The sequence below is a fragment of the Stenotrophomonas sp. STEN022 genome (assembly GCF_056760155.1).
The window spans coordinates 54,745-67,917 of sequence record NZ_JBRREG010000009.1; the positions used below are offsets into that span (position 1 = coordinate 54,745).

The following is a 13,173-nucleotide window of genomic DNA, read 5'->3' on the forward strand; positions in this document are numbered from 1 at the left end:
CACCCCAACCCCTCTCCCGGCGGGAGAGGGGCTAAAGCATTACTTGCCGATCACTGCCGCCATGATCGCCTTCTGCACGTGCAGGCGATTCTCGGCTTCGTTGATTGCAATACATTGCGGCGAATCCATCACGCCGTCGGTAGCCTTGACGTTGCGGCGCAGCGGCAGGCAGTGGCTGAACACGCCGTTGTTGGTCAGCGCCATCTTGGCTTCATCGACGATGAAGTGCTTGTACTGGTCGCGGATCGGCTTTTCCGGTTCCCAGTTGCCGAAGAACGGCAGCGCGCCCCAGCTCTTGGCGTAGACCACGTCGGCGCCGGCATAGGCACTCCGGATGTCGTGGCTGACCTGCAGCGAACCACCGCTTTCGGCGACGTTCTGCTCGGCCCAGCCCATGTAGCGCTCGTCCAGGATGTAGTCCGGGGTCGGGCACAGCAGGGTCACGTCCATGCCCATGCGGGTGGCAATGGTCAGCGCCGAGTTCGCCACGGCGGTGTTCAGCGGCTTGGGATGGTAGGTCCAGGTCAGCACATACTTCTTGCCACGCAGGTCGCTGGTGCCGAAGTGCTCCTGCAGCGCCAGGATGTGCGCCAGCTCCTGGCAGGGATGGGTGATGGTCTCCATGTTGATGACCGGCACCGGCGAGTACTTGGCGAAGCTCTTGAGCACCTGGTCCTCGCGGTCCTTGCTCCAGTCGACGAACTTCGGGAAGGCACGCACGCCGATAAGATCGACGTAACGGCCCAGCACCTTGGCCACTTCGGCAATGTGCTCTTCGGTATCGCCGTCCATCACCGTGCCGAGATTGAACTCGATCGGCCATGCATCCTTGCCCGGCTGCAGCACCACCGCGTGGCCGCCCAGCTGGAACGCGCCCAGCTCGAAGCTGGTGCGGGTACGCATGGACGGGTTGAAGAACACCAGGGCGATCGACTTGCCCTTCAGGTCATCACCCAGCTTGTTCTGCTTGAACAACGACGCTTGGGTAAGCAGCGCGTCGAGCTCGGCGCGGCTCCAGTCCTGGGTGTTCAAAAAGTGCTTCAGAGACATCGATCCATCCTTTATTGCGGAGATCCACCGTCGCCGGTGGGCGGATGCGCATGCGCGCGGCTCATTGCGTTTGAAACTTTTGCCGAACCAGAAACGAAAAAACCCAGCCTGGGCTGGGTTTTCCGAACAGACAGCACGAAGCTCCGGTCACCCAGCGAATATGTGGGATTCCGGTCGGCGGGCACGCGAGGTCATGCCGGTGGCCATCCGGGCGGTGCTGGTTTCGTGCTGGAAGCTGGTTGCTTTCATCGTCGCGCATACTCGCACGCGGGTCAGGCCGGCGCAAGTGTCGCGGTGCAACATCACGGAACGCTGTTCGCGGCCGGCGGTGCCTGGCCTATATCCGGGGTGATCGACACCCGCAGCTTGAGCCGGTTACCGGGGTCTTCCGGCAGCCGTGAGCGGAATTTGATGCCCTTGTAGACGTAATCCACGTCGTAGGCGATGGGCCGGCGGAATTCACGCCCAACCTCGACGATCTTGCATTCCGGGGTCAGCAGCGCGGGAGAACCCCCTGAACCCTGCGGGGCAAGCGCCATCTCCTCTTCCTGGGCCTGCCCTTCGTGCTGGCTGAACATGCCACGCACCGAGTCCCAGAAGCGGCGGAACCCGCCCTTGTCTTCCTCACCTTTCACCTGCACCGGCGCCAGCGTCCGGGTCGACACCGGCTCGCAGTGCTCCTCGGTACGGCTTGCGCGCAAGGTCTGGAAGACCGGCTCGACATTGAGCACCTGCGCATAGTCGTAGCGCACGTTTTCCATGATCACCACGCGATTGCGCTGCTCCGGTTCCTGCGCAAGCGCGGGCACGGCGGCACCAGCCAACAGGCAGATCGTCGACAGCAATGGAGCAGGTTTCATCAAGATTCGGCAGGAACAGGGCGCGGGTGACGGGTACTAGTGTAGGCAGCACAGCTGCCCCGGGCCTGAACATTACCCATCCGTACGCGTATTGCCCAGCCCGGGGATGCCCGACCCGGCCCGGACCGCTAGAATTGGCGGGTTCGTTTACCCCCGGATTGCCATGACCCTGCGCCTGCACAACAACCTGACGCGGCAGCTGGAGCCGTTTGCTCCGCTCGACCCCGCCGCCCCCACCATGTATGTGTGCGGCCCCACGGTCTACAACTATGTACATATAGGTAATGCGCGCGGCCCGGTGGTGTTCGGCGTGTTGGCCGACCTGCTGCGTCGCCGCTACGGCAAGCTGCGCTACGCGCGCAACATCACCGACGTTGACGACAAGATCAACGCCGCGGCCAAGGAACAGGGGGTCCCGATCTCGGCCATCACCGACCGTTTTGCCGCCGCCTACCGCGAGGACATGGCCGCGCTCGGCGTGGTGCCGCCGGAGATCGAGCCGGAGGCCACCGCGCACATGCCGCAGATCATCGCGATGATCGAGCAGCTGATCAGCACCGATCATGCCTATGCCGCCGAGGGCCATGTGCTGTTCTCGGTCAGCAGCTTCGCCGATTACGGCAAGCTCTCGCGCCGCGACCCGGAGGAAATGTTGGCTGGCGCGCGCGTCGAGGTAGCCCCCTACAAGCGTGACGCCGGCGACTTCGTGCTGTGGAAGCCCTCCAGCGACGACCTGCCGGGCTGGGACTCGCCCTGGGGCCATGGCCGTCCGGGCTGGCATATCGAGTGCTCGGCGATGGCCGCGGCACACCTGGGCCCGACCATCGATATCCACGCCGGCGGCGTCGACCTGCAGTTCCCGCACCACGAGAACGAGATCGCGCAGAGCGTGTGCGCCCACGGCGGACAGACCTTCGCCCGCTTCTGGCTGCACAACGGCATGCTCAACTTCGGCGGCACAAAGATGAGCAAGTCGATCGGCAACATCGAGCGGGTGCACGACCTGGTGCGCCAGCACCCGCCGGAAGCGCTGCGCTATGCGCTGCTGTCGGCGCATTACCGGCAACCGCTGGAGTGGTCCGATGCGCTGATCGAGCAGTCGGTGCGCACCCTGGACCGTTTGTACGGCACCTTGCGTGACCTGGTTGATATCAGCGCTGAGGGCGCTATTCCGGCCGGCGTCGAGGCGGCGCTGGACGATGACCTCAACACACCGCTGGCACTGGCCGAAGTGGCCCGTATCGCCAGCGAAGCGCGCAAAGCCGAGTCCGGCGAAGAGAAGTCGCGCCTGAAGCGTGAGCTGCTCGGCGCAGGCCTCGCTCTTGGCCTGCTGCAGCAGGCGCCGGCTGAATGGTTCGGGCGTGGCGCTGAAGCCGGCGACGATGCACGTATCCAGGCTTTGATCGACGAACGCATCGCCGCCAAGCAGGAACGCGATTTCGGCCGCGCCGATGCCATCCGCGATCAGCTGGCTGCGGAGAACATCGTTCTGGAAGACACGCCGCAGGGTGTGCGCTGGAAGCGGGGCTGACGCCCGACCCTCACCCCAACCCCTCTCCCGGAGGGAGAGGGGCTAAGGCGGGGCTGCAATTGCACATATAGCGTCGGCTCGCGGCGCACTGAGCCCCTCTCCCACCGGGAGAGGGGTTGGGGTGAGGGGGAGCTCCCGCTACCCCACACCAAAGCCTCTCGCCACCAAGGCGACCGGCCAAGCACAGGACCAACAATGATCAACTCCCCCTTCCCGCTCGAACCCACACCCGCCGAAGCCCAGGCCGCCATTGCCGAAGAGTTCTCCTTCTTCGGTGACTGGTCCGAGCGTTACCAGTACCTGATCGACCTCGGCCGCAAGCTGCCCACTTTCCCGGAAGAGTGGAAGACCGAAGAGCACCGCCTGCTCGGCTGCCAGTCCATGGTCTGGATCGTGCCCGAAGGCGATGCCGACAAGCTGGTATTCCATGCGATCAGCGATTCAGCGATCGTCTCGGGCCTGATCTATCTGGCGCTACGCGTGTACTCCGGCCGCTCGGCCGCTGAGATCCTCGCCACCGATCCGGATTACGTGTCCGCCATTGGCCTGGCCAAGCACCTGTCGCCGACCCGCAGCAATGGCCTGGCCGCGATGCTCGCGTTCATCCGCGACACCGCCCAAGCCAAGCAGTGAGCAGCAACGGTTCCATCTCCGAGCTGTTGCGCCAACCCGGCTTTACCCAACTACTGCTCTACCGCATCGCTGGCATGCTGTCCTACCAGATCGTCGCAGTCACGGTCGGCTGGCATATCTATGAAGTCACCCGCAATCCATTCTCACTGGGCCTGATCGGCCTGGCCGAGGTGCTGCCCTACTTCTGCGTGGCGCCGTTCGCCGGCTATCTGGTCGATCACCTGCCGCGCCGCAAGCTGGGCATGACCGCCTGCCTCGGCCTGATCGCCACCGCCTTGATGCTGGTCTCAGTAGCCACCGGCTGGCTGCCGGTCAAAGGCGTGTGGCCGATCTATCTGGCCGTGGCCTTGACCGGCATGGTCCGCGCCTTCCTATCGCCGGTCTACAACGCCTTGTTCGCACGCGTGCTCAAGCGCGAGCAGTTCGCGCGGGGCGCCGGTTTCGGCACGGTGGTGTTCCAGATGGGCATGGTGATCGGACCTGCGCTGGGCGGCGTACTGGTCGCTGTTGGCGGCAAGGGCCTGTCCTACGGCGTGGCGGCAACCATGGCAGTGTTGGCACTGATTGCATTGGCCTCGCTCAAGGTCAGCGAACCGGCACCGCCGCAGACCCGCGCGCCTATCTTCACCAGCATCGCCGAGGGCGCACGCTTCGTGCTGTCCAACCAGATCATGCTTGGGGCGATGGCGCTGGACATGTTCTCGGTGCTGCTTGGCGGCGTGGTGGCGATGCTACCGGCCTTCATCCAGGACATCCTGCATTACGGACCTGAAGGCCTGGGCATCCTGCGCGCGGCACCGGCACTGGGCTCGATCGCAGTCGGCCTGTGGCTGGCCCGTCACCCCTTGCGGCGCAATGCTGGCCGCGTACTGCTGTTTGCAGTGGCGGGTTTCGGCCTGTGCGTGATCGCCTTCGGCCTGTCCAGGAGCTTCTGGCTGTCGGCGGCGATCCTTGTGTTCTACGGCGCCTGCGACGGCGTGTCGGTGGTGGTGCGCTCGACCATCATGCAGCTGGTGACACCGGATGAAATGCGCGGCCGGGTGTCGTCGATCAACGGCATCTTCATCAGTTCGTCCAACGAGCTGGGCGCGTTCTACGGCGGCAGCATGGCGCGCCTGCTGGGCCTGGTGACGGCGGTGGTGATCGGCGGTTGCGCGGTACTCGGCGTGGCCGCGGTTACCGCATGGAAAGCGCCGCAGCTGCGCAAGCTGGACAACCTGCAGGATCTCTAGCCAGATCGACGCCGGGGCAAGCAGCACGCTTGCCCCGGCGTATCCATCTCAAGCAGAAGCATGCATCAGGGTGCGTAGTCGCTGGCCTGCGCTTTCTCGAAGGCCTGCTGCGCACGGATATCACGCGATGAAGCGCCCACACGCAGGTTGTAGGTGCCCGCATCCGCCACCCAACGGCCGCGACCAGTGTCGAATGAGGCCAGATCCCTGCCTTCGATCTCGAACTGCAGCACCTGCGACTGGCCTGGCTGCAGCACGCCGGTCTTGCCGAACGCGCGCAGCTCCTGCCTGGGCTTCTCAAGGGTGCCTTGCGGCGCACTGACATATACCTGCGCCACTTCGCTGCCGGCAACCTTGCCGGTATTGGTCACTCTCACGCTGGCCCGTACCGGACCGGTGTCGCTGGCGTCGACTTTCAGATCGCTATAGCCAAACGTCGTGTAGGACAGGCCGAAACCAAATGGATAGGCCACCTCCACCTTGCGCGTATCGAAGTGTCGATAGCCAACCCATATGCCGTCGCTGTACTCCACTTCGGCAGCACGTGCGATCTGGCCGAAAATAGAGCTCGCGTTCGGATCCGGGCCCAGCAATTCCTTGCCCGGAAAGCCCTTGCTGGCCGGATAGTCACCCAGCTGCACCGCAAATGTATCGACAAGCTTGCCGGAAGGATTCACCGCGCCAGACAGCACGTCGGCAATGGCATTCCCCGCCTCCTGCCCTGGTTGCCAGGCCAACAGGATGGCATCGGCGAAGCGGCGCCAACTGGCCGTCTCGATCACACCACCGATGTTGAGCACCACCACCATTTTCTTGCCTTGCGCATGGAAGGCTTTGGCGGTACGCTCCAGCAGCCCGTATTCGGCGGCGGTCAAATTGAAATCCCCCTCAGCCTTGCGATCAACGAACTCGCCCGAGCCACGGCCGATGGTCACCACGGCCACATCCTGACGCCGCGCCAGGTCTTGCAGCTCGTCGTCACTCATCATCCGCTCCGCGATACGCGGCTTGCTCAGGTACCACTCGGTCTTCGGCTGCTTGGCGGTCTCTTCACCGATGTAGTCTGTATAGGCCTGTTCCAGCCCACCCGCATTGCTGAAACCCGCGATCTCCAATCCACGGGCCAGAGTGATGGCATAAGCCTCGTTGACGTCACCACTCCCGGTTCCGCCAATATTTACTTCGTAGCTGCCGTGGCCCAACAGCGCCACGCTGGTGTTGGCAGGCAGTGGCAACACCGCCGCTTCGTTCTTCAGCAGCACCATGCCCTGGGTGGCTGCGCTGCGGGAAATGCGCGCATTGCCGACCAGGTCGGGCTGATCCGAATTCGGCAATAGCTTGAATGCACGACTGCGCAACACCAGTTCCAGCACGCGCTGTACATTGCGATCCAGCACTGCCTCGTCCAGCGCACCGCTGCCCACCGCGGTCAGGAGCGCCGCACGCTGCTTGCCGGTACCTGGCATCAGCATCTCGTTGCCCGCCTGCATCTGCGCGACCACATCCTTGCCGCCGAACCAATCGGTCATTACCACGCCCTGGTAACCCCATTGAGCGCGCAACACATCGGTCAACAGCCAGTGGCTCTCCGAGGTATAGCTGCCATTGAGCTTGTTGTAGCTGGACATCACCGTCCAAGGCTGGCCTTCGCGCATGGAGATCTCGAAGCCCTTCAGGTAGATCTCACGCAACGCTCGTTCATCCACCTTTGCATTGATGGTGCTGCGGTTCCATTCGTGGTTGTTGACCGCGAAGTGTTTCACGGATGCTCCGACGCCGCGTTCCTGCAAGCCGCTTACCAACGCTGCGGCCATCTCGCCACTGACCACCGGATCTTCGGAGTAGTACTCGAAGTTGCGCCCTCCCAAGGGGAAGCGATGGATGTTCTGCGCCGGCGTCAGCATCACGTCGATGCCATAGGCCGCAGCTTCATCACCAATAGCCGCACCTACCTTGCGTACCAAGGCCGTATCCCAGGAACTGGCCAACGCGCTGCCGATCGGGAACGCAGTGGCATGGAAGGTTCTGCCGGGGACGTCCTTGCGGGTAGGCTCGATACGCACGCCCGCAGGGCCATCGGCCAGCACCAACGACGGAATGCCCAATCGCGGCACCGCCACGGTCGCACCCGCAGCACCCGCCACCTTGTCCTCGATCGCACCAACCACCGGTGCCTGCATGTCCTCAGGCAGGTCGGGGAAGCTCATTCCCTGACCGGTCACCAGTTCGATTTTCTCCTGCAGGGTCAATGCCGCTATCACCTGCGCCAACGGAGCCTTGCCCAACTGCGGCAGCTCCTTGGCCTGTGCCGCGTTCATCACCAAGACTGTTACCGCAATGCTGATCAACAGCGGTTTGAATCCAGGATTTTTCTGCATTGTTGCCATTCCATGCGCTCCGGTTCTCGCCTGGCTCTTTGCGCCAGGCGCTACTTTTTGAAGTGAAACGCCCACGAACAGGCGGCGAATAATCATTGAGGTGAAACTGCAGGCAACACTCCACCGCCAACGCCGTCTTGGCGCTGCCTGCCCTGTTGCGGTACGAAAGTCCATCCAGCGAAGCTGCCGACGACGAGGCAGTAAACCTAGCTGCAAGTAGGCTTGTCAAAAACTGTGATAGGGGTACAGTTTCTTGACGAATAGCATGAGCGGGTGGCACCGCCACACTGCGCACAGCTCCCAAATCAGGCCGAATTTTGCCAAGCTCCACACCGAACTTTCCCATCATCTGCGGCGTCAACAGATTCTGGATGCGGCAATGCGCGTGTTCGCGCGCGATGGCTACAGCAATGCATCCATTGCCGAGGTCGCAAGCAGTGTCGGCCTGACCCTGCCCGGCCTCTTGCATTACTTCCCCTGCAAGACCGACATGCGGTTGGCGGTTCTGGAGGTCCGCGATCAACGCAGTCCGCGCCTGCCGGATTATCCGCGGGACTACACGCTTGAAGACGCTGCCGCAGGACCACCGCTTCCGTGGTCGCAGGTGGTTGATCAACTGCGCCTGGTCAATCGCGCCAATGCCGAGATACCCGGCGTAATCCGGGCTTTTTCGCTACCCAACGCCGAAAGTCTTGGCAAGGATCACCCTGCGCAGGATTGGTTCCAGCGGCGCTCAGGACTGATGCTCCAGTACATCGCGCGTAGCCTGCGCCATGGCCAGGAATCCGGGGAGATAAGTCCCACGATCGATCCTGACCAGATCGCCGCCGAACTGATCGCCATGATGGATGGCTTGCAATTGCTGTGGTTGCGCCATCCTGACAAAATCGATCTCGGCAGCTGCTTTGAGAGCTATCTGCAACGCCTGCAGCAGGCCGTGCAGATCAGCTGATCGAGCTGCATGCACTGTCTTCAGCGCGCCGCATGCCACTCAGCATACAAGCCCTGCTCACCTTCCGGCAGCAACCGCTGAAGACCCGAACCATGCGCCTGCGGCCCCGATGCCAGACGCGCGTAGATTGCTGCCGTGGACAAGCCGAATAACGCTCCATCGTCGTTCGAATAGGCGAACCAGGCCTGTTCGATGCCGCATAGATACATCGCAGCCAGGCACATCGGGCAGGGATGGCCGCTGGCGTAGACCTCGCATCCATCCAGGCGCGGCGACGCCAGCAGCGCGCTGGCCTGACGGATGGCGCGCATCTCCGCATGGTCGGTAGGGTCATGGCTCGCATGGATGCTGTTGGCCGCCTCCGCCAACACCTTGCCATCCTTGACCAGCACCGCGCCGAATGGGCGTCCGCCATTGGCGATATTGGCCCGCGCCAGCGCAACAGCGCGGCGCATGAATTCTTCTTGCGTGGACATGCAGCCCTCCAGAAAAGGAAAACCCCGCCATGGCGGGGTCTTCGTGTAGCAATGACTACGCCAGGATCAGTCGCCCTGCTGCTTCTGCAGGTGCTCCCAACGCTCCTGCGCATCAATCGTGCGCTCGGCGGTGAGACGGGCTTCCAGACGATCCAGACCAATGTCTTCGCCGGTATCGACGCAGAAACCATAGTCACCGGCTTCCAGACGCTTCAGCGTGCTGTCGATCTTGCCGATCAGCTTGCGGTAGCGGTCGCGGGTACGCAGTTCCAGCGAATTTTCCGTCTCACGGGTTGCACGCTCGGCTTCATCGCCGATGTCACGCACTTCCTCGCGCAGGTTCTCGATGGTCTGCTTCGATTCCTCGACCAGGTCCGCACGCCAGTTGAGCAGGCGCTGGCGGAAGTACTCCTGCTGCAGCGTGCTCATGTACTCCTCATCTGCAGACGGCTTGTAGCCAGCCGGCAGGATCGGACGGCCAGTGGCCTCGTCGACGTTGTATTCGACAACCTTGTACTTGCTGCGCGGCGCCGGGGCGGTCGAACGCGCGGTTACAGCGACTGCAACCTTGCCCACGGGACGGACGGCAACAGGTGCGGTGGATTTGACGGGAGTCTTGACGTTGGATTTCGAAACAGGCACGGGATTCTTGGATTGCGGGGCCTTGGCCGCTGGAGCCGGCTTGGCAGCGACCGGCGCAGGTGCCGGAGCTGGGGCCGTCTTGGCGACTTCGACCGGGACAGACTTGGCCGCCGCCGGCTTTGCAGCAGGCTTCGGTACGGACTTGACCACGGGTTTGACAGCAGTCTTGAGCGGTTTGGCAGCCACTGGTTCGGCCACCTTCTTGACTACGGGTTTGGCAACGGGCTTGGTGGCCTTGGCAACCGGCGCAGCTGCTTTCTTGGCAACTGGCGCGGCAACCGGCTTGGTCACCTTCTTGACCGCCGCCTTCTTGGCAGGGGCCGCCTTTTTAGCGACTGCCGTCTTAACCGCAGCCTTCTTGGCGGCGGGTTTGCTGGCAGGTGCTGCTGGCTTGACCGGCGTTTTCTTTGCAACCGCCTTGGTGGCGGGTGCTTTCTTCGCGGCCGGCTTGGCAGCCTTGGCCACCGGCTTGCTTGCAACCGGCTTGGACACCGCCTTTTTGACTACAGGTTTGGCGGTTTTCTTGGCGACCTTGACGGCCTTTTTTGCAGGTTTTTTAGCAGCCACGAAACGCTCTTCCTTGTTTCCCCCGGGGCCCGGGAAAGCGGGCCTTTATAGCCTACCCGACCAGCAGCAGCAACCGCGCCGGGCACCGTATGTGAACGGATGCCCGACCCGTGCAGTACAGGTCCGGTGGCGTCACCGGACCGTTTCGCGCAGTTCGGAACGTAACCAGGCGCGCAATCGCCCCTGGCTGGCAGCGGAAAGCACGTCGTCTTTACCGGCGCCATCCCGCATCCTGCGACAAATCCTGCTCGCTTGCCAAGTGGCTTATCATTCAACCGTGATCGGCCGACTCCTCATTGCCGTACTGCGCTCCTACAAGCGCTTCATCAGCCCCCTGCTCGGGCCGCGCTGCCGTTTCTATCCCAGCTGCTCGGAATACTCCATGGACGCGATCCGTATACACGGTCCGCTACGGGGGTGTTGGCTTACCCTGCGCCGGCTGGGGCGCTGCCATCCGTTCCACCCGGGCGGACTGGATCCGGTCCCGGAGCGCGCCGATTCCCCCTCTTGCCGCTGCACAGGAAAACACTGACATGTCCTCCACGCTTATCCGCAATGCCCGCATGGTCAACGAAGGCCGTACCTTCGACGGTGACCTGCGCATCGAGAACGACCGTATCGCGCAGATCGGCAGCGGCCTGACCCCGCGCGAGGGCGAGCAGGTGGTGGACGCGGCCGGCCGTTGGCTGCTGCCGGGGATGATCGATGACCAGGTGCACTTCCGCGAACCCGGCCTGACCCACAAGGGCGACATCGCCAGCGAGTCGGCTGCCGCGGTGGCCGGCGGCCTGACCAGCTTCATGGACATGCCCAACACCAACCCGCCAACCCTGGACTCGACCATCCTCGAAGCCAAGTACGAGCTGGCCAAGGGCCGTGCCTGGGCCAATTACGGTTTCTACCACGGCGCCAGCAACGACAACCTGGAAGCAATCCGCGTGCTCGACCCGAAGAAGGCACCCGGCGTGAAGGTGTTCATGGGGGCCTCCACCGGCAACATGCTGGTCGACAACCCGGAAACCCTGGACGCGATCTTCCGCGAATGCCCGACCCCGATCATCACGCACTGCGAAGACACACCGATGATCGACGCCAACATGAAGGCGTTCCAGGAGAAATACGGCGATGCCTTGACCCCGGACATGCACCCGGACATCCGCTCGCGCGAGGCCTGCATCAAGTCCACCCGGCTGGCGATGTCGCTGGCACGCAAGCACGGCACCCGCCTGCACGTGCTGCATATTTCCACCGCTGATGAATTGGCGCTGTTCGAGAAGGGTCCACTGATCCGGGCCGACGGCAGCCGCAAGCAGATCACCGCCGAGACCTGCGTGCACTTCCTGCATTTCGCGCGCCCGGACTATGCCACCAAGGGCAACCTGATCAAGTGCAACCCGGCGATCAAGGAAGTGTCCGACCGCGAGGCGATCACCGCCGCCCTGGCCGATGACGTGCTCGACGTACTGGCCACCGACCATGCCCCGCACACCTGGGAAGAGAAGCAGAAGCCCTATGCGCAGGCGCCGTCCGGCCTGCCGCTGGTGCAGTACGCGCTGGTTGCCGCGCTGGAGCGCGTGCACGAAGGCAAACTGAGCCGCGAACAGGTGGTGCAGAAATTCGCCCACGCCCCGGCGCAGCTGTTCGACGTCGAAGAACGCGGCTTCCTGCGCGAGGGTTACTTCGCCGACCTGGTGCTGGTCGAAGACGTGCCGTTCACGGTCAAGCGCGAGGATGTACTGTCCAAGTGCGGCTGGTCGCCGTTCGAGGGCACCACGTTCCGCTCGCGCATCGCTTCCACCTGGGTCAATGGCCAGCAGGTATGGGACGGCAGCAAGCTGGTGGGCGCACCGGCCGGCCAGCGCATGACCTACGACCGTTGATGCGTTCGGTCCTGATGATGGGTGCGCTGCTGCTTGCAGCGCCCCTGCTCAGCACCCTGCCCGCGCAGGCCCAGGATGGCATCGGCAACCTGCTCGACAACCGGGTCGTGTTCCCTGCCAGTGCCTCGCAGGGCGCGATGGTGATCGGCAAGGTGCCAGCCGGCAGCACGGTCCGCTACGCGGGCCGCGAACTGCGGGTCAGTGGCTATGGCAGCGTGGTGTTCGGTATCGGCCGCGATGAGAAAGGCCCGCTGCAGGTACAGGTACAGCGCCCGGATGGCGGCAGCGAGAGCGTTTCGATTGCGGTCACTGCGCGCGACTGGCCGGTGGAACGGGTCAACGGCGTACCGCCAAAGACGGTGAATCCGCCACCGGCAATCGCCGAACGGATTGCCCGTGAGCAGGCGCAGGTAACCGAATCGCGCAAGCGCGACGACAACCGCACCGACTTCACCCAGACCTTCATCTGGCCGGTGCAGGGCCGCATCAGTGGCCGCTTCGGCAATGCCCGCGTCTACAACGGGCAGCCGGGCAGCGGCCATTCCGGCATGGACATCGCCGTGCCCACGGGTACGCCGGTGAAGGCGCCAGCGGCCGGCGTGGTGACATTTGTGGGCCCGGACCTGTACCTGACTGGCGGGACCTTGGTGTTGGACCACGGCTTCGGCATCAGCTCCAACTTCCTGCACCTGTCGCGGATCGACGTGAAGGTCGGCGACAGGATCGAACAAGGCCAGAACATTGCCGCAGTTGGCGCAACCGGCCGTGCGACCGGCCCACACCTGCATTGGGGCATGAACTGGTTCGACACGCGCATCGACCCGCTGCTGGTGCTGGAACGCGGCAAATAGGGCAGAGCGACTGTAGAGCCGAGATCCTATGTTCGTGGTCAAGCCTGCTGGAAGCAGGCTTGACCCACTTTCAGCATGGCCGGGTCAAAGTCCCGGCCGCTCTTGAAGACGCCCCAAGCGA

12 protein-coding genes are annotated in these 13,173 nt (G+C 63.6%); 7 read left to right on the top strand and 5 right to left on the bottom strand.

What is annotated here, in order from left to right:
* Window positions 1-39: 39 nt before the first annotated feature.
* Window positions 40-1,050: an N-acetylornithine carbamoyltransferase gene (locus ACVOMF_RS03715; protein WP_481508074.1), complete on the bottom strand. Its 1,011-nt coding sequence runs from the start codon at window positions 1,048-1,050 to the stop codon at window positions 40-42.
* 302 nt (window positions 1,051-1,352) lie between these two features.
* The gene (locus tag ACVOMF_RS03720; RefSeq protein WP_481508075.1) at window positions 1,353-1,910 is read right to left on the bottom strand and encodes a hypothetical protein; all 558 of its coding nucleotides are present in this window, start codon (window positions 1,908-1,910) and stop codon (window positions 1,353-1,355) included.
* Between the two features lie 163 nt (window positions 1,911-2,073).
* Here ACVOMF_RS03720 and cysS point away from each other — a divergent pair, with 163 nt between their 5' ends.
* From cysS to ACVOMF_RS03735, 3 genes are all read left to right on the top strand, one after another.
* Window positions 2,074-3,441 carry a cysteine--tRNA ligase gene (gene cysS, locus ACVOMF_RS03725; protein WP_481508076.1) on the top strand — a complete coding sequence of 456 codons (1,368 nt, stop codon included), beginning with the start codon at window positions 2,074-2,076 and terminating at the stop codon, window positions 3,439-3,441.
* A 195-nt stretch (window positions 3,442-3,636) separates the two neighbouring features.
* Window positions 3,637-4,074, top strand: coding sequence for a SufE family protein (locus ACVOMF_RS03730; protein ID WP_481508077.1), 438 nt, complete (start codon window positions 3,637-3,639; stop codon window positions 4,072-4,074).
* A complete protein-coding gene (locus ACVOMF_RS03735) occupies window positions 4,071-5,306 on the top strand; it encodes an MFS transporter (protein WP_481508078.1) in 1,236 nt (411 codons plus the stop codon). The genes ACVOMF_RS03730 and ACVOMF_RS03735 overlap by 4 nt, the downstream gene beginning before the upstream one ends.
* A gap of 65 nt (window positions 5,307-5,371) precedes the next feature.
* On the opposite strand, the gene ACVOMF_RS03740 is transcribed toward ACVOMF_RS03735, so the two are convergent.
* Window positions 5,372-7,684 (bottom strand): beta-glucosidase family protein, encoded by a 2,313-nt coding sequence (locus ACVOMF_RS03740; RefSeq protein WP_481508079.1) that lies wholly within the window; start codon window positions 7,682-7,684, stop codon window positions 5,372-5,374.
* Window positions 7,685-7,949: 265 nt separating this feature from the next.
* Here ACVOMF_RS03740 and ACVOMF_RS03745 point away from each other — a divergent pair, with 265 nt between their 5' ends.
* On the top strand, window positions 7,950-8,636 hold the full coding sequence (locus ACVOMF_RS03745; RefSeq protein WP_481508080.1) for a TetR family transcriptional regulator: 687 nt from the start codon (window positions 7,950-7,952) through the stop codon (window positions 8,634-8,636).
* A gap of 20 nt (window positions 8,637-8,656) precedes the next feature.
* Here the strand turns inward: ACVOMF_RS03745 and ACVOMF_RS03750 are convergent, their stop codons facing one another.
* Window positions 8,657-9,112, bottom strand: coding sequence for a nucleoside deaminase (locus tag ACVOMF_RS03750; protein WP_481508081.1), 456 nt, complete (start codon window positions 9,110-9,112; stop codon window positions 8,657-8,659).
* Window positions 9,113-9,178: 66 nt separating this feature from the next.
* Complete coding sequence (gene dksA / locus ACVOMF_RS03755; protein ID WP_481508082.1) at window positions 9,179-10,321, bottom strand: RNA polymerase-binding protein DksA; 1,143 nt, start codon at window positions 10,319-10,321, stop codon at window positions 9,179-9,181.
* A 259-nt stretch (window positions 10,322-10,580) separates the two neighbouring features.
* Between dksA and yidD the strand changes: the two genes are divergently transcribed.
* Genes yidD through ACVOMF_RS03770 form a run of 3 tightly spaced genes read left to right on the top strand, consistent with a single transcriptional unit; the run spans window position 10,581 to window position 13,052 of the window.
* A complete protein-coding gene (yidD, locus tag ACVOMF_RS03760) occupies window positions 10,581-10,853 on the top strand; it encodes a membrane protein insertion efficiency factor YidD (RefSeq protein WP_282269833.1) in 273 nt (90 codons plus the stop codon).
* A 1-nt stretch (window position 10,854) separates the two neighbouring features.
* On the top strand, window positions 10,855-12,201 hold the full coding sequence (locus tag ACVOMF_RS03765; protein ID WP_296251603.1) for a dihydroorotase: 1,347 nt from the start codon (window positions 10,855-10,857) through the stop codon (window positions 12,199-12,201).
* Complete coding sequence (locus ACVOMF_RS03770; RefSeq protein WP_481508083.1) at window positions 12,201-13,052, top strand: M23 family metallopeptidase; 852 nt, start codon at window positions 12,201-12,203, stop codon at window positions 13,050-13,052. Before ACVOMF_RS03765 ends, ACVOMF_RS03770 begins: the two co-directional genes overlap by 1 nt.
* Window positions 13,053-13,173 lie beyond the last annotated feature (121 nt).

Bases quoted from the DNA above. Each gene is read 5' to 3' on its own strand.
- ACVOMF_RS03740 (WP_481508079.1), bottom strand. From the start codon at position 7,684: ATGCAGAAAAATCCTGGATTCAAACCGCTGTTGATCAGCATTGCGGTA.
- ACVOMF_RS03745 (WP_481508080.1), top strand. From the start codon at position 7,950: ATGAGCGGGTGGCACCGCCACACTGCGCACAGCTCCCAAATCAGGCCG.
- cysS (WP_481508076.1), top strand. From the start codon at position 2,074: ATGACCCTGCGCCTGCACAACAACCTGACGCGGCAGCTGGAGCCGTTT.
- ACVOMF_RS03765 (WP_296251603.1), top strand. From the start codon at position 10,855: ATGTCCTCCACGCTTATCCGCAATGCCCGCATGGTCAACGAAGGCCGT.
- ACVOMF_RS03720 (WP_481508075.1), bottom strand. From the start codon at position 1,910: ATGAAACCTGCTCCATTGCTGTCGACGATCTGCCTGTTGGCTGGTGCC.
- ACVOMF_RS03715 (WP_481508074.1), bottom strand. From the start codon at position 1,050: ATGTCTCTGAAGCACTTTTTGAACACCCAGGACTGGAGCCGCGCCGAG.
- ACVOMF_RS03750 (WP_481508081.1), bottom strand. From the start codon at position 9,112: ATGTCCACGCAAGAAGAATTCATGCGCCGCGCTGTTGCGCTGGCGCGG.
- ACVOMF_RS03730 (WP_481508077.1), top strand. From the start codon at position 3,637: ATGATCAACTCCCCCTTCCCGCTCGAACCCACACCCGCCGAAGCCCAG.
- ACVOMF_RS03770 (WP_481508083.1), top strand. From the start codon at position 12,201: ATGCGTTCGGTCCTGATGATGGGTGCGCTGCTGCTTGCAGCGCCCCTG.